We start from the raw sequence: 24,761 nt of genomic DNA on the forward strand, positions 1-24,761 counted from the left end.
CCGGCCTCGGAAAACGTCCCACTCGTACCACAATCCAACCCCTCCAGCAACTTTGGCGTCTTGACCCGGCGGGTTTTCCCGGACTAGCCTGCGCCGCTTTGCGTGGGTGTCCTCTTGGGTAGAGTGCTACACCCTGACTGGACGGAGTGGGTGGGGGGTGGGTGATGGGCCGTTCGTCGTGGCGAGATTTGACCGTACGTCCGCTGTTCTTTCCCGCCGTGAGCCTCATGCTCGGCGCGGGTCTGTGGATACGAACGAGCGCGGGCGAGGGGGCATTCCAATTACTGATGGCTTCGACCGTGGCGGTGGGCGCACTGGGGCTCGCTCGCCTGCCTGGTGCCCATCTGGGCGTGCTCGGGGCCCTGGCGCTCACGGGCGCGGGGCTGGCGTCCCTGGAGGCCGGGGTGGAGGTGCCTCCCGGACTGCGAGAAGGAGGCCGCGCGGTCCTGGAGGGAGAGGTGGAGCGCGTGGAGGCCACCGCGGAGTCCACACGCCTGTTGCTGGCTGTTGTCCGCGTGGGGCCCCGGGCCGAGACCCCCGCCCGCTTCCGCGCCCTCCTGTCCGCGCGAGGCGCGCTTCCCGTGCTCCTGCCAGGACAGCGCCTGCGCCTGGAAGCCAAGCTGAAGCCACTCGAGCCCGCGGCGAATCCAGGAGAAAAGGACTTCTCCGCGAAACGCTGGCGACTGGGGATGGCGTTCACCGGGGGCTTCGAGCCCGCGCGGCTGCTCGTGCTGTCCCCCGCCCCACGCTGGCGTGAGGCCCTGGTCCAGCTTCAGGAGGGGCTCGCCCGGGCGGTGCATGCCGTGGCGCCGTCGCCCGACGCGGCCACGCTCTTCCTCACCCTCGCGGCCGGACAGCGCGCCGCGCTCGATGACGCATTGGAGGAGGACTTCTCGCGCAGCGGGCTGGCGCATGTGTTGAGCGTGAGCGGGCTGCACGTGGCGGCGCTCGCGCTCATGACGCTCGCCCTGCTGCGTGGGTTGTTCGTGCGCGCGGGCTCGGCCCTGCCCATGTCGCGGCGGGTGGATGCGCGGCGGCTCGCGGCCCCCGCCGCCATTCCCTTCGTCTGGGCCTATGTCGTCTTCACCGGCAACCAGCCCCCCGCGGTGCGCTCGGCGGTGATGGCCACCGTCGTCCTGCTGGGGCTCACGCTCTGGCGCCGGGCCGATGGGCTCAACAGCCTCGCCGCCGCCGCCGCGCTGCTCGTCGTCTGGACGCCCTCGAGCGTCGCCGATCTCTCGCTGCAACTGTCCTTCCTCGCCGTCTTCAGCCTGCTGCTGCTCACCCCCGCGCTGCGCGAGGCCGTCCCCCTGCCGCCGCCCGACCCGCGCGAGCCGCACCGGCTGCGGCGCCTGCTGGCGAGCACGAGGGAGACGGTGTTGGAGACGTTCTGCGCGAGCGCCGCCGTCACCGTGGCGAGTCTTCCGCTGGTGGCCGGAACGTTTGGCCGCGCGAGCCTCGCGGGGCTCGTCTCCAACATCGTCTGTCTGCCCCTGTGCGGCCTGCTCACCGGCTTCGCCGCGGGCGGCGCGGCCCTCTTCGTCGCGGCGCCCGTGCTGGCCACCCCGCTGCTGTGGGGCGGCGCGTGGGCCTCGCAGGTGCTGCTCTGGCTCACCCGCTTCTTCGCCCACGTGCCCCTGGCCACGGTGGAGCTGCCCTCGTTCGGCGCCGCCGCCTCGCTGCTCTATGGCGTGGGGCTCGTGTGCTGGGCCCTGGGCGAGCGGCGCTGGCGCCTGGGAGGACTCCTCGTGCCCGCGAGCCTGGTACTCGCCCTGCTGCTCCCCCGCGTCCTTCCCGAGCCGGGCCTGCGCATCACCTTCCTGTCCGTGGGCCAGGGAGACGCGATGGTGCTCAGCTCCGCGGGACACCACGCGCTGCTCGATGGAGGCGGTGTGCCCGGCGGCGCGGATCCCGGGCTGCGCGTCGTCGTCCCCTTCCTGCGCGCCTCCCGCATCGAGCGGTTGGACCTGGCCGTCCTCTCCCATCCCCACCCGGATCACGCGCTCGGTCTCATCTCCGCGCTGCAACAGGTGCCCACCGAGCGACTGTGGCTGCCCGCGGACAGCGCGGACGGTCCCTTGTCGCGGCAGCTCATCGCCGCGGCCGCGGGAGCCCACGTCGAGGAAGTGCAGCGGGGCCATGCCCCGTACCTCCTCGGGGAGGCCACGCTGGAGGTGCTTGGACCGCCGGAAGATCGCCTGCTGCTCGAGGGCCAGAACGACACGAGCGTGGTGCTGCTCGTGCGCCATGGCGACGTCACCGTGCTGCTCCCTGGAGACGTGGAGGAGGCGGGCGAAGAGGCCCTGCTCGCGGAGGGAGCGCTCGGACCGGTGGCGGTGCTCAAGGCGCCCCACCATGGCTCGCGCACCTCCTCCACCGAGGGCTTGCTTGCTCGGCTGCGTCCGCGCTTCGCCATCTTCTGCGTGGGCCGCCGCAACCGCTTCGGCTTTCCGCACCCGGAGGTGGAGGCGCGTTATCGGGCCCTGGGGACGGAGTGTCTGCGCACCGACCTTCACGGGGCCATCACCCTGGAGAGTGACGGACACGACGTACGCTTGAGCCCCTTCCTACCCGCCTCGGAGAGGAACGAGGATGTGGTTGCACCCGCGCGCGCTCATCACCAGCCTTGAGGCGATGATCTCCGAAGACACTGACCTGCGTCAGCTCACCGCCGATCTCAAGCACATGCTCCCTCCGGGTGAACCCGTGGGCTATCTGCGCGGCAAGGCGTTCATGCGCGACCTGCTCGTGACCACCAAGGGCTTCTCCCAACTGGAGGCCGAGGAGCTCATCGACACCCTGGAGCTCAACGGCTTCCTGCGCTTCCTCGGGAACCCGACCGAGCGATCCATGGCGGACGCGCACTGGGAGATCTCCCCGCACGCGTAGCCATGGGGACCGACGAGGAGCGCCAACACGGCCTGCTGGCGTGCGTCGACGTCCACTACCAGGAGCACGAGACGCGAGGAGCCTTGCTGCTCTTCGCCGACTGGGCCGCCACGGCCTCCACGGAGCAGCGCCTGGTTCACCTGCCGGCGGCAGCCGAGTACCAGCCGGGACATTTCTACGAGCGCGAGTTGCCGGTGTTGCTCGCCCTGCTCTCCCAGGTCGACCAGCCCCTGGTGACGGTGCTCATCGACGGCTACGTCTGGCTGGGCTCCTCGGCCGAGAAGGGGCTGGGCGCGCACCTGTACGAAGCGCTCGACCGCCGCGTGCCCGGCATGGAACCCGCCGTGGCGGCTGAACGCGTCCGCACGATGCATGGGCCCTACCGCGTGCCCACGCTCCTGAAGGACGTGGATCGGCTATCGCGGGGATGAACACGGCGGACTTCTGTTCAGGAAGCACCTGATCAGTCGAAGATCAGCCAGCCGAAGCGCGGCAGCGCGTGGAAGTCCCCCACGAAGAGCGGGGAAAAGGATTGCCCTTGTTCTCCCCGTCGCTCCGGGTGCTCCAGCCGGTACAGGTTGAAGCGCCACCGGTCCCCCTTCTGGGGGGGCAGGTGAGGCACCTCGGCCAGGCGGGCCAGGGGAATCTTCATCTCCACCCGCCAGCCCTCGTCCCGGTCGGACGCCTCGTCGAGCGTGCCCCGGACCTTCACCGCGCTCGTCATGCCCGAGTCCCAGCTCAAGTCCATGCCCTGACGGCGCGCGGGGAAGTAGGCATCGAAGTGCACGTTGTGCGGGGACACCTGCAGCTCGTTGTACGTCCGCCCATCCGCGTTGGCGTCGAGGAACACCTCCACCACCTCCTGGGTGTAGAGCGGCTCGTCCTGCTCGCGGAACGTGCCCCAGACATCCGGATCCTCCACGTCGAAGGCGACATACAGGTGCTGGTCGTCGTAGGTCAGCCGGGCCTCGGTGCGCGGGGACACGGCACGGCCATCGAAGCTGCCCCGCAGCACCACCGGAGTGGCCGCCTTCCATGCCTCATCCTCGAGTTCCCCGTCGAGCACCGGCGGCCGGGCGGCGCGGTGCACGGTGTACTCGGGCAGGGGCGGCAGAGCACCGCCCAACTCCGGACCGAACATCCGGTTGTCTCCCGCGTGCGCCCGCGGCTCGTCCACGGCCAGACGCTCCTCACCCCGCCAGAAGCCGAGCACGACCCGTCCCGGAATGGACGGCATGGCCACCGTGTGCACGTCCTCCACCACCTTGCCCACGGGCCAGCTGCCCAGGGGCCCCACACCGCCCGCGAAGCCATGGTCCGCGTTGATCAACATCTGCCCGGAGCCGGGCTCCACCACGTGCACGAAGAACTCCCACCCCTGGGGCGGGGCGCGCAGGGCCTCGAAGTAGTGCGCGAGTTGCACGGGCTGGCCGGGCGCGGCCACCGCGGGAGACACGCGCGTGCCGAGGTAGCGCACCGCGCCTCCCGCGAACGTGGTGCCCGCACGGTAGGTCAGGTCCGCCGGAGCCGCGTCCAGGACGCGCAGCCGGGCAGGGGGCGGCAGGGCTTTCGCACGAGGCTTGGGGCCGGCCTGTTCGTCACGGCAGGCGGAGAGGAGCGAGAGCAGCAGCAGGGGCAGCAGGCGAAGGGCGGGACTCATCGGGGGCGCCCATCCTAGTCCCAGCGCATCCGTCCATGGCGTGGATGATGGGGCATCCCACTCAGTGGATGGGGAAGACCGCGGCCGCTCCATCGGCGCACGGCCATGTCCTTGAATCGCAGGGGCTTGGGGAGTCCTCGCGGCTCAGGAGAGGACTGGCAGGAGTCCTGCACGAGCGGCCCCGGCATCCACCCCGTCGCGTGCCCTTCCCCAGGAGCCGCGCCCCCCTCACGAGGAGTCCTCACATGAAGCGCTCGATGCTCTGGCTTTCCCTGCCGCTCGCCACGTTCGCCCTGGGTTGTGGCCCCGCCGGTCAGCAGTTCCACGGCAGTTACACCGGGCCGGACTCGCTCACCGTGTCCTTCCCCGGAAGGGGAAGCACGAACCTTCCCGGAAAGGCGTCGTACCGGATCTCGGAAGGGATCGATTCGGACATCGTCATCGTTGACTCGAGCGGCACGTGCGCCCTGCCCGCGGAGGTCGAAGGGAACGTGGCGACGCTCAGAGCGGGGGTGACGTGTACCGGTGAGCTGGAGGGCGTCTCGCTCTCGATGACCTTCACCAGCGGGACCGCGGTGCTCACGGGTTCGAGCATTCAACTCGATTCATCCGGGACACTGACGTACTCGGCCAATGGGCAGTCCTTCCCGGGCACCTTCGTCCGGAACAACTCGCTCACGCGGATCGCGAAGTAGTCCCAGGGGCAGACCACCTTCCATCCTCTCCCCACGCCATGCACTTCGAATTCGAGCACCTGGGCACCCCGACCGCCTTCGAGCTTCCCGAGGGGGTGCACCTGCTGGGAGGCGGCGAGGACGATCATGTCCGCCTCGAAGGACTGCCGCCCGGCTTGCTGACGCTGCGCATCGAAGGGCCCCGGTTGATGGTGGAGGCCCGTCGCACCTTCACCGTGGCGGGGGTGATGGTGCCCCCGCGGGTGGCGCGGCTGGTGCTGCCCGGCGAGGAGGTGGGCCTGCCCGAGGGAATGAGCCTGAAGCTGCTGGCGCCCGGCGCGGACACCGAGCGGCAGGTGGGCACGGTGGCCGTGCTCAAGCACCTGTTGGGGGACATGGAGGAGTCCCTGGTCTCGCGCGCCGCGTCCCTCCAGTGCCTCACCGGCGCGGACGTGGGCCGCTGCTTCGCCCTCGCGGAGGCCCGGATGGAGCTGGGACGAAGCCTGGAGGTGGCCGTGCGCTTGAGGGACATCGCCGTGTCCCGCCGCCATGCGTGCATCCGCCAGCAGGAGGGCGCCTTCCTCCTGGAGGACCAGGACAGCCCCAACGGCGTCTATCTCAATGGGAAACGCGTGGAGGCCCCCCAGGCGCTCCAGGACGGCGACATCATCGAGCTGGGACGGACCTTGCTGCGCTTCCAGGCCCCGGCGGCCGAGCCCATCGCGCAGCCGCCTCCCGAGGAGCAAGCCGCGCCCACGCCCGAACCCGAGCGCCCATGCGAGCAGCGGGAGCACGCGCCCGTGCGCTCGCGGGGACGCTGGGACGCAGGACTGCTCGTCCTGGGCGCGGGGCTGGCCCTGGTGGGCCTGCTGGCCACCTACGTCCTGACGGGCTGAAGCTCAGGCGTGCAGCGGCGAGAGACCGGCCCGCTCGATGAGCAGCCGCGCCAGGCGCTGGTGGTGCGAGAAGAGGCTGGTGAAGTGCACGAGGCCCCGGCTGCCGCGCACCGCGTACACGGTGACCGGACCGGGCAGCACATCCACCTTGCGGATGTCCGAGAAGGAGAAGCGGCGGGTGCGCACCATGCCCCGGTACGTGATGCCGCCCGCGTCCACGACGATGCGGGTGCGCCCGTAGTAGGTCACCGACACCGCGAAGAAGAGGACGAAGAAGAGCGCGGACAGGAACGTCTGTACCGGGACCCCGTCGAAGCGCAGGAGGTAGAGCAACACCCCCAGCCAGAGCAGCGTCGCGGCGCCCATGATGGCCGCGAGCACGGCGTGTGGGCGGAATACTTGCCTTCCTGCCTTCGAGTCGCCCCGATCCATGCACCTGAAATTAAGGTGCCTCCCTGACACGCGCCACCGGCTCCCCTGCCCTCCGGTCGGGGAGTCCACCGCATGACTTCCGGGACTCCCCGATTGTTCAGTGCTTTGCCCTGAAAGCGGGCTTTCAGCTCCGGAAGGGGTTTTGCAGCAACACGGTCTCGCCGCGATCGGCGCCCACGGAGATGCAGGTGACGGGCACGCCGCAGATCTCCTCCACGCGGCGCACGTAGCGCTTGGCGTTCTCGGGCAGCTCGTCGAAGGTGCGCACCCCGGCGAGCTTGTCGTCCCAGCCCGGCAGCGTCTCGTAGAGGGGCTTGACGCGCGCCAAGTCCTCGTAGTCCCCGGGCAGCTCGGTGATGCGCTTGCCGTCCATCTCGTAGGCGTTGCAGATCTGCAGCGACTTCATGCCGGAGAGCACGTCCAGCTTCGTGAGCGCCAGGCCATACAGGCCGTTGACGCGCACCGCGTAGCGCAGCACCACGCCGTCGAGCCAGCCGCAGCGGCGCGGACGGCCCGTGGTGGCGCCGAACTCGTCACCCACCTTGCGCAGCCGATCTCCCAGCTCGTCCGTGAGCTCCGTGGGGAACGGACCACCGCCCACGCGCGTGGTGTACGCCTTGCTGATGCCCATCACCCGATCAATCGCCGTGGGGCCCAGGCCCGAGCCCACCGCGGCGTTGCCCGCCACGCAGTTGGAGCTGGTGACGAAGGGATAGGTGCCGTGGTCCACGTCCAGCAGCGTGCCCTGGGCGCCCTCGAAGAGGATGCGCGCCCCGCGCTGCACCTGGCCCGACAGGTAGAGCGACACGTCGCCCACGTAGGGCCGCAGCCGCTCGCCCAGCACGGTGAAGTCCGCCTGCACCTTGTTGGCGTCCAGCTCGGGAGGCGTCTCGCTGGCTGCGGCGCACAGCTCGCGCAGCTCCTCACGGATGCCGGGCAGCCGCTCGTCGATGCGCTTGCGCAACCGCTCCGGGTTGAGCAGATCCCTCACGCGGATGCCGCGGCGCGCCACCTTGTCCTCGTAGGCCGGGCCGATGCCACGCCCCGTCGTGCCGATGGCGCCCACGCCCAGCGCCTTCTCCCGGGTCGAGTCCAGCAGCTTGTGCCAGGGGAAGATGACGTGGGCGTTGTCCGAGATGATCAGGTGCGCGTCATCCTTGAGGAAGCCGCGCTCCTTGAGGGTGTCGATCTCCCTCACCAGGACGGCGGGATCCAACACCACGCCGTTGCCGATGACGCAGGTCTTCCCCTGATGGAGGATGCCCGAGGGAATGAGATGCAACACCGTCTTCTGGCCACCCACCACCAGGGTATGGCCCGCGTTGTTGCCTCCCTGGAAGCGCACGACCACCTGGGCATGCTCCGTGAGCAGGTCCACGACCTTGCCCTTGCCCTCATCTCCCCACTGCGCACCAATGACGACGACGTTCGGCATAGTTGCGGCCGCTTAGCACGCTTCCGCACGGTCCGTCACCGAGTTGGAGCGCGCCGGGGCGTCCGGGTGGCAGTGTGCGATATAGCCACAGGCCAGCCCCGCGCACACCGGGGCGTCTCGTCCGGGCCAGCGCCCTCGGACATCCGCCTCGACCAGGGCCCGGGCCGCGTCCCTCAAGCGCTCGGCGGGGAGCTGTAGGTTTGCTTCTTCCGAGGAAAACTCCGGCTCCAATACCTCCCCGCCCAGGAAGACGGCCCCGACCCACAGCGGGACGTCCTCGCGGATGAGCCGCCGGGCCGCCAAGGCCACGGCCGCCAGGAAGTCCGCATGCGCCTCGAGTCCCCGGGGAGACCTACCGGCCGGTAGGAACACTACGCCCCGGGCCTCACCCTCCGGGGTCTCCCAGAGCAGGTCCAACTCCCCCTCGAGGGCCGTGGGCGCGACTCCCGGCAGGTCCAGGACGAAGGGCAGCGCGCGATGCACCCGCGCTCCGGGGACGGCCGCCAGCTCCTGGGCACACGCGGTGTCCAGGAAGCGCGTCAGGGTGGAGAGCGCCTCCTCCACGCCCTCCTCCTCCACCGCCCAGCCCACCTCCCGGGCCAAGGCTTCCAGGCGCGAGCGCCGCTCCGCAGCGGGCGTCCCCGCCAGGCGGAAGTCCACCTTCCGCACGAGCGCCAGCACCCGGTCCGGAACGCTCGGGGCCGGTGCGCCCCAGGAGTCCCGCTCGACGTAGAGCGCGGACTGGCGGGGCGGCGCCTCCCAGGCGACTCCATCGGCGCGCAGGCCGAGCCGGTGCACGTAGTGGTAGCGGCGCGGACAGGCGATGAAGTCCTGCACCGCTCCCGCCTCCACCGTCACGGACTCCGGGACGGTGGCGTCCCGGCGCGCGTGCACCCGCTGCCACGCCGTCTCGACCCGGGCCTCCTGCTCGGCCTCGTCCACTTCCTCGGAGAGGTCCACCTCGGGCGGCTCCGGCAGCGTCCTCGCGTCCAGATCCTCGACCAGGCCTCGCAGCCGGGAATCTTCCTCGAGCCGCGCGCCGAGCAGGCACCACCACGAGTCCGCGGCGTTGCGCTCCTCGCCGCCCGACAGCAGGAGCCGATCCTGGGCACGCGTGAGCGCGACGTACAGCAGACGCCGGTACTCGGCCGTCTCCCGGCGCTTGATCTCCGCCTTCACCGCGTCGAAGCGGGGCGAGCGGAACTTCGTGTCCACGCGGTCGAGCAGCTCCGGCGGCAGCCAGGGCCGCAGGGCGAGGCCTCGTGCGCGCTCGAAGAGCACCCGGCCTCCACTGTTGGAGCGCCGCGAGCCACCGAGGGCGGGCACCACCACCACCGGCCACTCCAACCCCTTGGCGCGGTGGATGGTGAGCAGTTGCACCGCGCGCGGGTCTCCCGCCTCGAGCAGATCCGCCTGGGCCTCGGTGGGCTCCTCGTGGACGAGGCGTTGCAGCTCGCGCGCGAACGTCACGCAACCACCCGTGCCCCGCTCGTCGCGCCGGCCCGCCAGCGCGAGCAGCTTCTCCACGTTGGCGCTCGCCTGCTCCGCGTAGGGCGTGGCCGCCAGCGCCTCGCGAAAGCCCGTCAGCTCCAGCGTGGCCAGGAGCAGGGCCCGCACGCCGAGCCGATCCCGCTCGCGCCGCAGCGCGGGCAGCGCCGCGAGGAAGCGCTCGAGCCGCGCGCGTTCCCCCTCCGGAAGAGCCTCGAGGAGCGAGGCGCCCGCCTTCTCCACGGCGGGCAGGGACAAGCCCTCGGGCCCGGCCAGGCGGAAGAGCGAGGCGTCCGACAGCCCCACCAATGGGGAGCGCAGCACCGCCGCGAAGGCCAGCGTGTCCTCGGAGTCCGCGAGCAGCGACAGCAACGAGGCCAGATCCAGCACCTCCTGTGCGCCATAGAAGCCACGGCCGCGCAGAACACGGTGGGGAATGCCGTGGCGAATGAGCGCCTGCCGGTACACCTCCAGGTGATTGAAGGTCCGGAAGAGCATGGCCACATCTCCCCCGCGCAGGGGACGCACCTCCGTGCCCTCCTTGGTCACCGCGATGAGCGGCGGAGCGCCCGGGGCCAGCAGGAGCTTCAACCGCCTGGCCAGCGCGTCCGCCTCCTCCAGGCGCAGCTCGCCCGTGGTGGTGAGGCTCTCGTCCTCCACGAGCAGCCGCTCCACCACCGGCGCGGCCACGGGGGCCGGACGCACCGCGAGCAGATCATCCCCCTCGGGCGAATACACCACCTCGTAGGGACGCGCCCCACCCTCGCCCGGCACCAGCACGCCCGCGAACGCCTGGTTGAAGAAGTCGAGCAGCGGCGGCACCGAGCGCCGGTTGTGCTGGAGGAAGTCGCGCACGCCGCCCTCCTGCTCGATCTTCCGCGCCAGCACCTCGAACACGGACACGTCCGCGCCGCGGAACTCGTAGATGGATTGCTTGCGGTCTCCCACCACGCACAGGAAGGCGGGCTCCAGTGGCAGCGCGGCCACCAGATCGTCCTCGGGTGTCACCGCCCGGGGACCCTCCTCGCGCTTCTCGGCCAGGAGCAGCACCAGCTCCAACTGCAAGCGGTTGGTGTCCTGGAACTCGTCCACCATCAGCGCCCCGAAGCGCTCCTGCATCTGCCGGCGGAAGTCGGGCAGCTCCCTCAGCAAGTCCCGCGTCTTCACCAACAGGGAGGTGAAGTCCAGGGCGTTGCGCCGGGAGAGTTCCTCCGCGTGACGCGTCTCCACCTGCTCGAGCAGCGCGCGGAACGTGCTCTCGAAAGGCACCGTGCGGCACGCCGCGGCGACGTCCTCCAGCGTCAACACCGTGCCGTCGCTCTTGCCGAAGAAGGACCAGTACAGCTCCTTCATCGAGTTGCCGGGCTCCTTCTTGAGCCGGCGCACGTCGCGGCCATCCTCATTGAAGGCCGCCTTGAGCGCGAACAACCGCTCGGGCGCGAAGACATTCTCCGGGGTGAGCCCCGTGAGCGCGCGCTCGAGCTTCTCGCGCAGTCCCCGCCACTCCCCCTTGGCGTCATGCTCGCGCACGGTGCCGCACAGCTCGAGGCACTTCTCGACGAGGGCATCGAAGGACTCCCGGGCCTCGCCGGGGTCGGACACGCGCGCCCGGGCCGCGGGCAGGCCCTCCTCGCGCAACTTCCCGTAGAGCTCCGCCAGCGAGGACACCAGGCCCTCGGTGAAGTCGGATCCCGAGAAGGTCATCTCCGCGCACAGCTCGCGCACGAGCGTGTCACTGGACTCCAGCGCATCCAGCACCACGCGCTCGCACACGTCCAGCACGAGCGAGCGCGCCTCCAGCTCATCGAGCACGTCGAAGGAGGCATCCACGCCCGAGCCCGGGGGCGCACGGCGCAGGATCTGCCCGCACATCGAGTGGAAGGTGCCAATCGAGGCCGAGCCCAGCTCCTCGCGCAGCGAACGCCACGTGTCGCGCGAGGGAAAGGGCAGACCCAGGCGCTCGAGCGAGGCGCGCAGCTCGGGCTCCTGCGAGACCTTGGGCTCCTCCTGGACGAGCACATCCAGGCGCGCGCGGACGCGGGCACGCATCTCCGCGGCGGCCTTGTCGGTGAACGTCACCATCCCCAGGCGCGCGGGCCTCAAGGGCGTGAAGCCCTCGCGCGCCCCGGCCAGCAGGTGCAACGTCATCGTCACCAGGCTGTACGTCTTGCCCGCTCCCGCGCCCGCGAGCAGCGCGAGGTTCTTCTCCAACGCCAACGCGAGCGCGTCACTCATGGGCACCCTCCTCGCCCACGATCCGCCGCTCGGTGATGCGGCAGACGGCCTGGTAGCCACAGCGCCCGCAGTCCTTGGGCCGCATGGCGAACTGTCCCGCCCTCACACGGCGCACCAGCGACTCCACCGCGTTGGCCAGGTTGGGCTTCTGCTCCGCCGCCAGCCGCTGGCGCACGTCGGGCTCGGTGGACAGCAGCTCGTCCAGATCCAACGACAGCTCCTGCTTCTTGTCCGCGAGCACCTCCGACAGGAGGATCGCCTTGCCCGTCTTCAACGAGAACCAGGCGGCGTGCCGCGTGCCCTGGTGCCCACTGGCCCGCGCCGCGTACAGGTACAACGGGAGCTGGAAGTCCGAGGCGTCCAGCAGCTTGTTGCGCAGCTCCGAGCGCGACAGGTGGCCGGACTTGTAGTCGATGACGCCCACCTCGCCCCCGGCCATGTCCAGGCGATCGATGGTTCCCTCGAAGTGGATGACGTCCTCGCCGAGCTGGAGGGTGACCGCGCTCCACCCCTCCGCCGGATTCTTCGGCCCGAAGCGCAGCTCGAAGCCCGAGGGCTCCAGCCGCTCGAAGGGCAGACCGCGCCGCTCGTCCAGGAGCACGCGGCGCACCATGTTCTTCGCCCGCTCGCGCGCCAGGCGCCACAGCGCGGGGTGGCCCACGTAGTGGTGTTTCTCGAAGTGCTCCTGCACCTCGTCGAGCACCGCGTCCAACAGCGCCTCCGGCAGCTCGTTGAACCCCCGCCCGAGCAGCTCGCGCTCCTTGAGCCGCTTGAAGAACTCCTCCAGCACCCGGTGCCAGAAGACGCCCTGCCCCCGGCTGTCGAACTCCTCCCCGGGCCGCTCCGGCTCGGGCACCTTGAGCCCATACGCCAGGAAGCCCTGGAAGCCACAGTTGCTGAAGCGCGCGATCGACGAGGCGGACAGGGGCCGCTCGGCACTGAAGCGGAACGCCTCGCGAAGCGACTCGCCCAGGTCCGGAGCCCCCACGGCGCCGGTGTAGCGGCCCGCGTCCTGGACCCCACCCCCGAAGAAATGCAGGCGCTCGATCTCCACCTGCATCATCTCCCGGGCCGCCTGGAACCAGGGCGTGTGCGAGAAGCGCTCGCGCAGCACCGCGCGGGCGGGATCCGGCTCCGAGACGCGCAGCCGCTCCATCGCGAGCGACTCCAGCACCACGCGCTGGCGCAGCTCCGCCGGGGTGAGCGCCTCGTCCAGCGGCGCGATGGCCGGCAGCGAGCGCAACGGCCACGTGGCTCCCGTCAGGCGCCGCACCTCCTCCAGGAACGAGGACGGCGCCTGCTCCTGCCCGCCCGGACCCGCCACCGAGAAGGACAGACTCACCGTGTGCTCGGCGGCCACCAGGACGCTGGCGAACAGGAGCCGGTCCTCGGTGAGCCGCCAGGGCGCGCGGTCCTCGAACTCGCCACCGGTGAGGCGGAAGACGTCGCGGCCCAGGTGCTTGTTGAGCGCATGGCGCTCGGAGTCTCCGAGCAACGGGTTGGGCACCTCGTGGCCCGGAAAGCGGCCCTCGGCCAGCCCGCCGAGGAAGACATGCGCGAAGGTGCGGCCCTCCAGCTCGCCCACCTCCAGCACCTCCACGGCCCCCACCGCCGAGCCCCGGGGCGGCAGGTGCACGTCGCGCATCGCGTCCGCGAGCCAACGGCCGAAGGTGCGCCGGCGCAACCGGGGACCTCCGCCCACCGCCGCGAGCATCCGCTCCAGCTCGCGCACGCGCGCCACGAGCGCCCTGCGCGCCGCGTCGTCCCGGGCTCGGGCCTCCACCGCGAGCGCGCCCAGCCCCTCCTCGGCGGGAGTCTCCGGCGTGCCCTCCGAGTCCAACAACCCCAGGCGCCGCACCACCTGCCACCACGCCGTGAGCAGCTCCGAGGCACGGCCCTGCTCCGGAATGAGGCGGCAGGCCTCGATCAACTTGAGACACCGCTCGCGCAGCACCCGGACCTCGTGGGCGCGGCGCTGCTCCTTGGGCCGCACCTGATCCGGAAGCGGCGTCAACCGCCTCGCCAGGGCGTCCAGGCGGACGTCATACGCGCCCTTGCCACGCGAGGCGCCCAGCCGATCATCGCGCACGGCCGCGAGCGACAGGAGCGTCGCGGGGGCCTCGGGCGCGCCCGCGGAGAGCCGGGGCGCGTAGCGGCTGGAGAGCACGTCCGCCACGCGCTCGGCGGGGAAGCCATCCTCCACCAGCAGGGGCAGATCCAACGCCAGCCGCACGGGCCCGGTCAGCACGAGCGGCTCGCCCCAGGGCAGGCGCACGGGAACGTCCAGCTCGCCCAGGGCCTCCGCCACCCAATGCGCCTCGTGGCTCAAGTCGCGCCAGGCCACGGCGATGTGTCCCGGAGGCACGCCCTCCGACACGAGGCGGCGCACGTCCCGGGCGATGAGCCGGGCCTCGTCCCGCGCCGTCGCCGCGCTCCACAGGCTCAGGCCCTCCACCGCGCCCACGAGCGCGTCCTTGGGGGCCCGGGGCGAGAAGAGATGACGGCCCAGCTCGCTCATCGGACGGGACTCGAAGGAGACGTCCGCCTTGAAGAGGTCCACGTGTGAGAGCACCTCGCCGCGGTTCTCGAAGGCGCGGAAGAGGGCGGCCAGGGCCGCGTCCGCCACGGGAGAGCCACCCACCGGCGTCTCCACGCGCAGGCCCACCCGGCGCGACTCACACGCCGCCGCCAGGGCCAGCAGCAGCTCCAGCGTCGAGGGCCGGACATCGTAGACACCGCGCAACACGATCTCTCCCACGTCGGCCCAGGCCTCGGGCCACGCGCCGCGCTCCAGCGCCTCGCGGGCCCCTCGCACGCCGTCCTCACGATCGGCGAGGCCCAGCTCCGCCATCTTCCGCTCGTAGGCATGGTGCAGCAGGGCGATCGTCCGGACGCGGTCGCGCCGCTCGGGGGGAAGCACCTCCAGCGCGTCCTGTAGCTCCCGAGGGGACAGCCGCCCGGCCTTGAGATCCAACAGCACCTCGAGCGCGGCGCGGGCGAAGGCGGGCTCATGGACGAAGTCGCCCAGGGGCGTGGGGCCCAGGCCCTGCGCGAGCGAGGCCACCACGGTGCGCGCCGCCAAGGGCGGGCACGGGCGCCGACCCAGCTCTCGCACGCCACCGAGCGCGTCGAGGAACCCCACCCAGTCGAGGAAGAGGTCTCCGCGCACGACTCCCGAGTCCCGCCGGGCCGCGCGCAGGGCGGCTTGACGGCGTGCGGCATCGGGGAAGACCTGGAGGGGACGACGGGGGTCGGACATACGGGGGGAGTGGAGTCTAGAACGATGAGGGGGGCGCATTTATGCTCGCCGCCATGCCCTCTGCCCTCTGTTTTCTAGCACTCGCTTCCCTGGTTGCCTCCTCTCCCGTTCCAGACGCCGCGCTTCCCGGGGCGCGCCAGGCGGCGGACGCACCCACGGTGCGGGCGCTCGACGTCAACTGGACGCGGGACGGGCTCATCACGGGCGTGAGTGGCGCGCTGTGGATCACCAGCGAGGCCTTCCTCAAGAACCAACTGGCCCCGAACACCTGCCGGTGGTGCGACCGCTCTCCGGACGGCCAGGACGCCCTCAATGGGGTGGATCGCTGGGGCCGGGGCATGGCGGGGAAGACCGAGGCGGGACGCAAGACGTGGGACACCTGGAGCAACGTGACCGGCTTCGGCGTGCTGCCGGTGGGGGTGCTGGGCGCGCAGTACCTGCTGGCGTCCGGGAGCGGAGCGTCGGCGCGGTACTACGCGGAGGACGCGATGACGATCGTGGAGACGGCGGCGGTGGCGGCGCTGGCCAACCAGGTGGTGAAGTTCGCCGTGGGCCGCGAGCGCCCCTTCGTGCACGTGCTGCCGGAGGACCAGAAGGGCCTCGGCCACAACCCGAGCGACAACAACCTGTCCTTCTACAGCGGCCACACGAGCCTGGCGTTCTCGCTCGTGGCGGCGGCGGGCACGGTGTCCGGGATGCGCGGCTACCGCAACAACTGGCTCATCTGGGCGGTGGGCGTGCCCGCGGCGGCGTCGGTGGGGCTGATGCGCATGGGGGCGGACAAGCACTACCTCACGGACGTGCTGGTGGGCGCCGCGGCGGGCACTGTCTTCGGCGTGGGCGTGCCCCTGCTGCTGCATGGACGCGCCGCCAGTGACAATGGCGGCCCGGCACCACAGTCGGGCATGTCGATGCGGATGTCGGGCAACCCCGGTGGCGTGATGTTGTCCGGACAGTTCTAGGCACTCCAGGGCTAATCCACTCCCAGCACGGTGAAGCCGTAGGCCGGCAAGGTGACCGTGTAGCTGGCCGAGGTGATGGCCGGGCCCGAGCCGCCGCTCAGCAGGTCCACGGGCGTCTGTGACATCGAGATGTCCGTGTTCGCCAGGTTGACCGTGATGGATTGGGTCGAGCCCTGGTAGTTGAGAATCACCAGCGCCTTGACGGTCCCCTCCCGGTTCGTGCGCTTGTAGGCGTAGAACCTCCGGTTGTCCTGGGTGTTGAGCTTGACCCGATGCCCGGAGGGGGACAGCGCCTTGTAGCTGCCCTGGGCCCGCATCAGGCTCCACAGCCGGGCCTGATCCGCGGCGGACCAGGTGGGAATGATGGACTCATGGGGCAGCAGGGTGTGCTGGCCATTGTGCAGGTAGAAGAAGGTCCCCAGGGTCGTCAGCGTCGCGATCTCCAGCAAGCGCTTGTTGGCGGGCACCCCGGCGATCTCCCAGCTCGGGGGCGTCTGGGTGATGCCTCCCATGGCGTTGATGGCATCCCGGTTCGACTTCAAGAGCCCCTCGAGCCCATCGGGATTCTGGGTGTCGATCGCGGGAATGATGGTGCTGTAGCCAGCGCCGCCCCAGTTGGTCAGGGTGTAGTCCTGGATGCTGTTGTAATGCCAGTCCTTGACGTAGCCCGGGCCGCGAGCCCCCTCGGAATTGGCCCACGTGTCATAGCCCCGCAGGATGTCCGTGATGTGGGCGTTGTTGATGGCCACGTTGATGCCGTCATAGACATCGGGCGCGTCCAGGGCGAAGCCATCAATCCCCTTGTCCATCCAGAACTTGATGTACTTCCGCGTCTCGTCGCGCCACTCCTGGGTGTTGAAGTTGTAGGACGGGATGTTCTGTCCCCAGAACGCGTAGTAATAGGCCCCCGCCCGGCTGCTCCAGTACCAACGCTCTCCCGGGGTGGAGCGGAAGTGGAACCACATGCGCTCCTTGCTGTAGACGTTGTTCCGGTTGTCGTCCTGCGCCTTGACGAAGAACGGAGCGGTGTCGCGCGCATACCCGACATTGCCGAACATCAACACGCGCATCCCCCGGGCATGGGCCTGGGCGATGAGGTTCTGGAAGTCCGCCATCGTCCCGATGGACGGATCGATGCTGTAGTTGTCCGTGGCGCCCAGCCCCGCCCACACGTCGGCGGGTCCGGTGTACGGCGCCATCAGCTCGATCGCGCTGTATCCCCGTGCACGCAGGTCATCCAGCTCGCTGACGATGGTGTTCAGATCGATTTGATAATACTTCGGGTAGTACCTCATGACGCCCGAGGAGCTCTCCCACCACCGGCCCTGGAGCGGTGAGCCGAGGCCGATGACCTTCAACTCCTGGCTGCTGGGCCAGTGCCCGGCGGCGGACCCCAACACCGTGAGGCGGATGTACCGATAGCCGCCACTCACGTCCTGGATGAAGTCCTTGCCCGCAACCCCCGCCGTCTTGTCCAACAACATCGTCCAGGTGGTTTTGTCCGGGGAACCCTCGATCTTGAAGCGGTGGGTGTCGAGATCGACGAACGACTGCTCGATCCGCTTGATGAGACTGAGATTGCCCAGATCCAGCGTGAGCGACTCCGGCCAGTTCGCGCTGCTCGACACCCAGTAGGAGACCGGATTCCCATCCACCGCATTGGCGGGTTCATACCCGGGCGCGAGGGAAGAGGACGAAGCGGAGACGCCCAGGGCCAGGTTCCTCTCGAGTGGAGTCCCGAACACCTTCAACTCCTGACTGCTGGCCCAGTGCCCGGCGGCGGAGGAGTAAACAGTGAGGCGAATGTACCGGTAGTTCCCACCGAGTTCCTGTCCCCAGGTCTGCCCCGAGGCCCCCGCTGTCTTGTCCAGGAGCACCGTCCAGGTCGTCCGGTCCGCGGACCCCTCCAGCTTGAACTGATAGGTATCCACGTCCACGAACGTCTGCTCCACCCTCCGAACCCTCGACAACCCTCCCAGGTCGACCATCATCCACTGCGGCATGCTCGCGCTGGTCGCGCACCAATAGGTGGCGGAGTTGGCATCCGTGGCCCGGCTGATCTCGTACCCCGGGGAAACCGTCGAGGCGCTTCCGGACCGGCCCAGCGCCAGATTGGCGAAGCCATACACCTTGAACTCCGTGCTGCTGGCCCAATAGGAGGACGCCGAGGACAGAACGGTCAGGCGCACATACCGGTAGGTCCCACTCACCCGCCGCGAGAACGTTTGACCCGAGACCCCCGCTCCCCCATCCAGCAACATCGTCCAGGTGGTGCCGTCCCCGGAGCCCTCGATCTTGAACTTGTAGGTGTCCACATCCTTGAAGTTCTGCTCGACGCCAGTCACGAGGCTCGGAGAGCCCAGATCCACCCGCAGCCATTGCGGCACGCTCGCACTGCCGGCGACCCAATAGGTGGACGTGTTGCCATCCGCGGCCTTCCCCGGCTCGTAATCCGCCACACTCGACGACGCGGACAACGGCCTGCCCACCGCGAGGTTGTCGCCCTCGTTCGTGCCGAACACCCGCAACTCCCGGCTCGAGGCGGCGAAACCTTCCCGGGCGCCCGTCACCGTCAGCTTCACGTACCTGAACGTTCCGTTGACGCCCTCCGCGAAGACCTGCCCCGCCACCCCCGTCGTCCGATCCACCAGGGTGGCCCAGCTCGCACCGTCCACCGACGCCTCGATCCGGAAGCGCCAGGTGCCCAGCGCGTCGAAGGACTGCTCCACCCGGCTCAGGGTGTACAGGTCTCCCAGGTCGAACTGGAGCCACTGGGGCGTCGTCGCGCCGCTGGCCTTCCAGGACGTGGACGGACTCCCATCCCGGGCCTTCGCCGCGTCAGAGCCCGCTCCTCCCGAGGAGGACGCCGTGGCCGTCGCGGTCAGCGCCAGGTTTCCACTCGCGGCCCGGGCCGACTGGCTCCCCAGGGGATCGATCAAGCCGCTCGTCACCGCGAGCGCCACCCACAGCCACAGCAGTCTCATCGTCATTCCCCAACTCATCGAATTCGAGAATAACGATACTTCCATGCTTTCATGTCCCTGCGCTCCTGATTCTTCAGGAGTCGGACAGCGCTGTCATGCAGCCCCGCCCGTCCTGGAATGTCCAGGCGGCGAAGCCCGACACCGCTCTCAGGGCGCCTCGGAATTTCGAGCCCGCGGCACCAGGGTACACGCGGGTCCCTGTCTCTCGGGACACGGGTCGTGCGACTCCTGGCATCCACATTGCTCAGGCATCCCTCGCCCCTTCACCCAGGAGTCCTCCATGGAACCCTTCCGGCTGCGCCACCTCTTCGCTCGTACCCTCCGCGCTTCGCTCGCTTCCCCGCTGGTCCTCGCGGGCTGCGGAATCGTCGACCTGACGGACTACTCCGCGCCCGCCTGCGAGGATGGCCTCCTCACGGTGACTGGACTGAATCCCGCGGTGCCAACCGATTTCGTGCAGCTGCGCTACTTCCACACCTACTTCTACCCGACGGAAGAACCCACCCAGCGCCCCAACGCGCGGGGTTCCTCGGGCACCGCCTGCGCGAGCGCCTCCCAGCCCGCGGCGTGTCAATCCGCGCTGGACGCCCTCACCACCAAGAACGGCTTCCTGCGCAGCTGCGGCATTGACGCCTGCACCAACTACTTCCTCGCGACGACGCGGGGCGACGACGTGGCGGCCATCGACACGCTGGAGGGCCTGCGCAGCTTCCTGGGCACCATCGACACGGCCCAGGAGGCCGCCCTGCTCGCCTTCGCCCAGGGCTACTACCTGAGCTGCAACAACCTGGAACGAGGCGCGGTGCGGGCCGATGCCGACGGAGGCTTCCATGTCATCACCACCACGGGCCACGCCTGCGGAGCCGGCAGCAACGTGACACGCCACATCTTGAGCGTGTCCCCCTCCGGAGACGTGCGGGAGGAGAGCAGCAAGATCATCGAACGGGGCAATCCCGGCTGCGCCATCGGACGGAGGCCCCAAGGGCTGCGCGCCACGGACGGCGTGGCCTGCGCCGAGGCCCTGGGGCGTCACTTCGCGGCGGCCGCCCACCTGGAGGCCGCGTCCATCCAGGCCTTCCTGCGCCTGCGCGAGGAACTCGCCCTGCACGGCGCGGACGAGGCCCTCCAGGACGCGGCGCTCGCGAGCGCGCTGGAAGAAGTGATGCACACGCAGCTCAGCACGCGGCTGGCCCACCGCTTCGGCGCCACGCCCCCCAGGCCCGAGGTGGAGACACTGCCGCTCCGCTCCCTCTTCGAGGTGGCGCTGGACAACGCCGTGGAGGGCTGCACGCGCGAGACGTACGGGGCGCTCGTGGCGCACCACCAGGCGCTGCACGCGCGCGATGAGCAGGTGCGCGGCGCCATGGCGCGCATCGCCGAGGACGAGACCCGGCACGCCGAGCTGTCCTGGGCCATCGACCGCTGGGCCCACGCCCGGCTGTCCGAGTCCGAGCGCACCGCCCTGCGCGAGGCCCGCCGGGCGGCCGTGGCGGCCCTCCGTGCGGAGGTGGCCACGCCGCCCGACGCCGACCTCGTCACCGAGGCGGGCATGCCCACCCCCGAGGTCGCCGCGGCCCTGCTCGCCTCGCTCGAGCAGAGCCTCTGGGCCTGACGCCCGCTCAGGGAATCACGACGGACGCGTCCATGCGCTTGCCGTCATAGGCCGTGGTGCCGCACCGAGCACGGGACCAATCGCCGCCCACCGCCGAGCAGACGCGGAAGGCGCTGATGTTGGACGGGGCCACGTCGATGCCCGGCGAGGTGCAACGCCCGGTGTAGCTCCAGGCGAGGGCACGGTTGACGGAGTTCACGTCGATACAGGGGCCAATCCAAGCCCCCGTGTCCCGCCGCTGCACGTCGATGGAGTACTGGGCGCCGGTCTCCTCCTCGCTCCAGCTCAGGTCCACGAACGGGGTCGTCCCGCCGGGCGGCTCCAGGAAGACGTCGTCGGCGCCGCCGTCATAGGCCGTCTGGACGTTGGCCCCCCAGACGCCGTTGTTCGAGTAGTAGAGCCGGAAGGCGGCGATGTCCCCCTTGTTCACCATGCGGCTGCCGGCGCTCGGGCACACGCCATTGAAGGTCACCTTGTTCGAGGTCCCGAGCTGGTTCACGTCGAGGCAGGGGCCGACCACCGTCCCGTCGCGCAGCACGAGATCGATCGAGTAGCTGTACCCGGCCATGCGCGTCCACCGGACGTTGACCTGGTTGAGCGAGGCCAGGGAGCCGTCCGGCTTGAAGGCGAGGCGCTGCTTGTAGGTGCTGCGCGAGGTGAAGGTCCCCGCGGGCTGGAAGGCACCGACGTGGAAGATGTTGAAGTACTCGCCCCGGCGATCGACCACGGTGTTGTGGCCATGGGTCTGGATGAGCGCCCCGGAGGCATTGCGCATGGGCATGGAGAGCCGGCGCAGGGCGCGCGCCCGGGTGAGCTGGGGGAGCGAATCCCCCACGATGTAGCGCATGGAATACTGGCTGTTGAACCAACCCGTGCTGAGGAGCAGGTAGTAGAGGCCGTTGCGCTTGAAGATCTCCGGGGCCTCGTTGATGGTCTCCTCCTCGGCGGGCAGCGAGTAGAGCGCGGGGCCCGCGTGGTTGTAGACGACGCCGGGGGCGGAGGTGTTGAACGAGGAGATGTTGTTGCCCCGGTCGAACCACACATAGAAGAACCAGCGGCCCGAGGGATCGTTGTAGGTGGCCGAGTCGATGCGGATGGTCCGGTTGCATCCCTCCGCCACGCAGGAGGCCGGAACCTGGGTGCGCGGGTACGTCGTGTTCGGGTTGATGGGCTGGGGCACTCCGAAGCGCAGGTTCAGGTCGGGAGCCGTGGCCGTGAAGGTCGTCACGTCCTGACCCGAGGCCGGACAGGCCGCCCCATTGGCAACGCGCTGGGCGGAGAAGTTCAGGACATAGACACCGTTGGCCTTGTTGAGGTCCGGCGCCCAGATCATGCAGTAGTCGTAGACCGGATCCGCCGCGGACGGGCTGTAGCTCAGCTTGAGGCGGAAGCTCGAGAGATCATTGGTCTCATAGATGGGCACCGACGCCCCATTTCCCGTGCCGGTGAGGAAGAAGAGATCGTCGTGCTCCTTGTAGACGTCGGGATCGGCCATGCCCGAGACGAGCAATGAGCGCGCGTAGAAGTTCCCGCCGCGCGTGGAACAGGACGTCCCCGTGAAGCCCTCATCACAGACGCACACCGCGCTTCCCGACCGATCCTGGCAGACGCCGTGGCCACCGCAGGTGACGCCGGAGCAGACGCCGTCCGCCAAGGCCGACACCTCTCCTTGCATCGGCAAAGCGTGGCTCCCCTCCTCCGCGCTCCCGCAGCCGGCGAGCCCCACGAGGGCGAGACATGACAGGGATATCCAGTGGCTTCTTTGACGCATGGTGTCTTCTCTCCGCATTGGTTCCTTGAATCGAAGGATAAACACGTTTTACATCATTTGATATGACGACCACTGTCTGCTTCTTCGAGGACCTCACCGCCGAACGGGCCACCCAGGCGGGTGGGAAGGGGCGCGTGCTCGCGCGACTTCATCAGGCGGGCCATCCCGTGCCCCCGGGCTTCATCGTCCTGACGAGCGCCTTCGAGGGAGACGCGCTCCGGCCCGAGTCCTGGGACGAGGTCGTCACCGCGCTCGCGCGGCTGCGGGCGGGCCAACCCGATCGCGCCTTCGCCGTCCGCTCGTCGGCCCTCGGGGAGGACTCGGAGCGGGCCTCCTTCGCCGGAGGCTTCGAGACGGTCCTGGACGTGCGAGACGATGACGCCGTGCGGCGTGCCATCGAGACCGTGCGCCGCTCCCGCCATGCGGACCGCGTCGCGGCGTACAGCCAGGCCCAGGGACTCGCCACCGGGCACGAGGTCGCGGTCGTCATCCAACACCTGGTGGAGGCGGACACCTCGGGCGTGCTCTTCACCGCCGACCCGGTGACGGGCAACCGCTCGGCGCTGGTGGGCAACTTCGTGAGCGGGCTCGGTGAGCGACTCGTCGCGGGCGAGGTGACGCCGTCGTCCTTCACCCTCGACCGGCTGAAGGGCACGTACTCCGGCCCCCCGGAGCTGCGCGCCCACGCCCGGAAGTTCCGGCGGCTCGCCCTGCGGCTCGAGGAGGAGTTGGGCTCACCACAGGACATCGAGTGGGCGATCTCCCGGGGCCGGCTCATGCTGCTGCAAGCCCGGCCCATCACCACCCTGCGCGGCCATGATCCCGCGACGGGCGAGTGGAATGACAGCCTCACGGGCGACTACCTGTGGACGAGCACGAACCTCGGCGAGGCGGTCCCGGACGTGATGACGCCCTGCACGTGGTCCCTCCTGCGCCTCTTCCTCGCCGAGACCCTGCCCCTGCTCTTCATGGGCAACGACCCGCCCATGGGCAATCTCGGCGGCCGCGCCTACATGAACCTGAGCCTCGCGGCGACCCTGGGCTGGGCGTTCGGCGTGAGCCGCCAGCGCTTCGCCGAGACGGCCGAGGAGGCCTTCGGACGGCTTCCCGAGGGCATGGAGACCCCCCTGCTGCCGCTCTCGCGCTGGAGCCTCCTGCGCAAGCTCGTCCCCGGCGCGATCCGCCTCCGCAAGCGCGTGCGTGCCAACCAATCCAGGCTGGCCGCGTTCGTCGCGTCCGCCCCCGGGCGCTGCGAGGCGCTCCTCGCCCGAATCCAGGCCATGTCCAGCGCCCCGGAGCTGAGCGCGCTGTGGGACCAGGAGCTGTTCCCCTACCATCAGGAGTGCTGCCAGATGCTGGAAGCGGGGAGCCGGCGGAGTGGAAGAGCCACCCACGGGCTGCGGCGCATGCTGCGCAAGTGGGTGGGAGACGCCGATGCCACCGCGCTGTTGTCGGGGCTGAGCAGCGGCGCGAGTCCCCTGGCGAGCCTCGAACCCCTCGTGGCACTCGCCCGACTGAGCCGGGGGGAGCTCGACCGCGAGACCTATGCCCGGCGATACGGTCACCGGGGCCCACACGAGTTCGAGATCTCCCTCCCCCGTCCCGCCGAGGATCCGGAATGGATCGACCGGCAGCTCGCCCAGGCGCGCGCGGCCCCCGTGGACGTGGACACGCTGCTCTCGCGTCAGAAGGAGGCGCGGGACGCCGCCTGGGAGCGATTCCAACGAAACCATCCGCGCCGGGCCGCGAAGATACGCGGACTGCTGGACCTGGCCGCCGAGGGGGCTCACGCGCGAGAGGCGGCGCGCTCGGAGGTGATTCGTGCCTTCTGGGTGCTGCGCGCGTTCGTCCTGCGGGCGGGGACGTTGACGGGCCAGGGGGACGCCCTCTTCTTCCTGTACCACGAGGAGATCCTCGCCCTGCTGCGCGGCGATGCCACGGCGCTCGCGTTCGTCCCAGCCCGCCGGCAAACGCATGCCCGGTACTCGGCACTGCCGGTCTACCCGACGTTGATTCGCGGCCGCTTCGATCCCATTCAATGGGCGGCCGATCCCCGGCGGCGCGGCGATGTGTTCGATGCGCGTGGGGACAGCGCGCCCGTCCAGGAGGGAATCACCGGCTTCCCCGGAGCGGCCGGCATCGTCGAGGGCCCGGTACGGCTGCTGGCCTCGCCCGAGGAGGGCGACACCTTCCAGGCCGGGGAAGTCCTCGTGACGACCGTGACCAACGTCGGCTGGGCGCCCCTGTTTCCGCGCGCCGCCGCGATCGTGACCGACGTGGGCGCACCGTTGTCCCACGCGGCGATCGTCGCCCGGGAGCTGGGCATTCCCGCGGTGGTGGGTTGTGGCAACGCGACGATGCGCCTGCGCACCGGCGACCGGGTGCGCGTCAATGGCAGTCAGGGCCGTGTGGAAGTGGTTCGACGGGCGGAGCCCGGGAACATAGGATGAAGCCTTCACCGGAG

At 70.1% G+C, this 24,761-nt stretch carries 15 protein-coding genes; 8 read left to right on the top strand and 7 right to left on the bottom strand.

The genetic code is table 11. From position 1 onward, the window contains the following. Nucleotides 1–164: 164 nt before the first annotated feature. From D187_RS09965 to D187_RS09975, 3 genes are read left to right on the top strand one after another with little or no spacing between them, the layout of a single operon-like run. On the top strand, nt 165–2,630 hold the full coding sequence (locus tag D187_RS09965) for a DNA internalization-related competence protein ComEC/Rec2 (protein ID WP_051256286.1): 2,466 nt from the start codon (nt 165–167) through the stop codon (nt 2,628–2,630). A gap of 4 nt (nt 2,631–2,634) precedes the next feature. Next, complete coding sequence (locus D187_RS09970; protein ID WP_043429169.1) at nt 2,635–2,889, top strand: hypothetical protein; 255 nt, start codon at nt 2,635–2,637, stop codon at nt 2,887–2,889. Between the two features lie 2 nt (nt 2,890–2,891). Further along, nucleotides 2,892–3,320: an endonuclease V gene (locus tag D187_RS09975; RefSeq protein WP_002625150.1), complete on the top strand. Its 429-nt coding sequence runs from the start codon at nt 2,892–2,894 to the stop codon at nt 3,318–3,320. 32 nt (nt 3,321–3,352) lie between these two features. On the opposite strand, the gene D187_RS09980 is transcribed toward D187_RS09975, so the two are convergent. Beyond that, nucleotides 3,353–4,549 (bottom strand): carbohydrate-binding family 9-like protein, encoded by a 1,197-nt coding sequence (locus tag D187_RS09980; protein WP_002625151.1) that lies wholly within the window; start codon nt 4,547–4,549, stop codon nt 3,353–3,355. A gap of 245 nt (nt 4,550–4,794) precedes the next feature. Here D187_RS09980 and D187_RS09985 point away from each other — a divergent pair, with 245 nt between their 5' ends. Beyond that, nucleotides 4,795–5,244, top strand: coding sequence for a hypothetical protein (locus tag D187_RS09985; RefSeq protein ID WP_002625152.1), 450 nt, complete (start codon nt 4,795–4,797; stop codon nt 5,242–5,244). 38 nt (nt 5,245–5,282) lie between these two features. Then, complete coding sequence (locus D187_RS09990; RefSeq protein ID WP_002625153.1) at nt 5,283–6,119, top strand: FHA domain-containing protein; 837 nt, start codon at nt 5,283–5,285, stop codon at nt 6,117–6,119. Between the two features lie 3 nt (nt 6,120–6,122). Here the strand turns inward: D187_RS09990 and D187_RS09995 are convergent, their stop codons facing one another. From D187_RS09995 to D187_RS10010, 4 genes are all read right to left on the bottom strand, one after another. After that, entirely contained in the window at nt 6,123–6,485 is a 363-nt protein-coding gene (locus D187_RS09995) for a PH domain-containing protein (RefSeq protein ID WP_211241495.1), read from the bottom strand. A gap of 190 nt (nt 6,486–6,675) precedes the next feature. Next, nucleotides 6,676–7,986: an adenylosuccinate synthase gene (locus D187_RS10000; RefSeq protein ID WP_002625157.1), complete on the bottom strand. Its 1,311-nt coding sequence runs from the start codon at nt 7,984–7,986 to the stop codon at nt 6,676–6,678. Between the two features lie 12 nt (nt 7,987–7,998). After that, nucleotides 7,999–11,709, bottom strand: coding sequence for a UvrD-helicase domain-containing protein (locus D187_RS10005; protein ID WP_002625159.1), 3,711 nt, complete (start codon nt 11,707–11,709; stop codon nt 7,999–8,001). Beyond that, nucleotides 11,702–14,968, bottom strand: a complete 3,267-nt coding sequence (locus tag D187_RS10010; protein ID WP_002625161.1) for a PD-(D/E)XK nuclease family protein — start codon at nt 14,966–14,968, stop codon at nt 11,702–11,704. Before D187_RS10010 ends, D187_RS10005 begins: the two co-directional genes overlap by 8 nt. A gap of 53 nt (nt 14,969–15,021) precedes the next feature. Between D187_RS10010 and D187_RS10015 the strand changes: the two genes are divergently transcribed. Beyond that, nucleotides 15,022–15,930, top strand: a complete 909-nt coding sequence (locus D187_RS10015; RefSeq protein ID WP_051256304.1) for a phosphatase PAP2 family protein — start codon at nt 15,022–15,024, stop codon at nt 15,928–15,930. 11 nt (nt 15,931–15,941) lie between these two features. Here the strand turns inward: D187_RS10015 and D187_RS10020 are convergent, their stop codons facing one another. Further along, a complete protein-coding gene (locus D187_RS10020) occupies nt 15,942–18,920 on the bottom strand; it encodes a discoidin domain-containing protein (protein ID WP_002625166.1) in 2,979 nt (992 codons plus the stop codon). Between the two features lie 274 nt (nt 18,921–19,194). Between D187_RS10020 and D187_RS10025 the strand changes: the two genes are divergently transcribed. Then, the gene (locus tag D187_RS10025) at nt 19,195–20,526 is read left to right on the top strand and encodes a ferritin-like domain-containing protein (RefSeq protein ID WP_002625168.1); all 1,332 of its coding nucleotides are present in this window, start codon (nt 19,195–19,197) and stop codon (nt 20,524–20,526) included. Nucleotides 20,527–20,533: 7 nt separating this feature from the next. Here the strand turns inward: D187_RS10025 and D187_RS10030 are convergent, their stop codons facing one another. After that, a complete protein-coding gene (locus D187_RS10030; protein WP_245591663.1) occupies nt 20,534–22,180 on the bottom strand; it encodes a family 43 glycosylhydrolase in 1,647 nt (548 codons plus the stop codon). A gap of 179 nt (nt 22,181–22,359) precedes the next feature. Between D187_RS10030 and D187_RS10035 the strand changes: the two genes are divergently transcribed. Beyond that, nucleotides 22,360–24,747, top strand: coding sequence for a PEP/pyruvate-binding domain-containing protein (locus D187_RS10035; protein WP_002625172.1), 2,388 nt, complete (start codon nt 22,360–22,362; stop codon nt 24,745–24,747). The last annotated feature ends 14 nt before the right edge of the window (nt 24,748–24,761 follow it).

Source organism: Cystobacter fuscus DSM 2262 (assembly GCF_000335475.2).
In the GTDB taxonomy this organism is placed as follows: Bacteria; Myxococcota; Myxococcia; order Myxococcales; family Myxococcaceae; genus Cystobacter; species Cystobacter fuscus.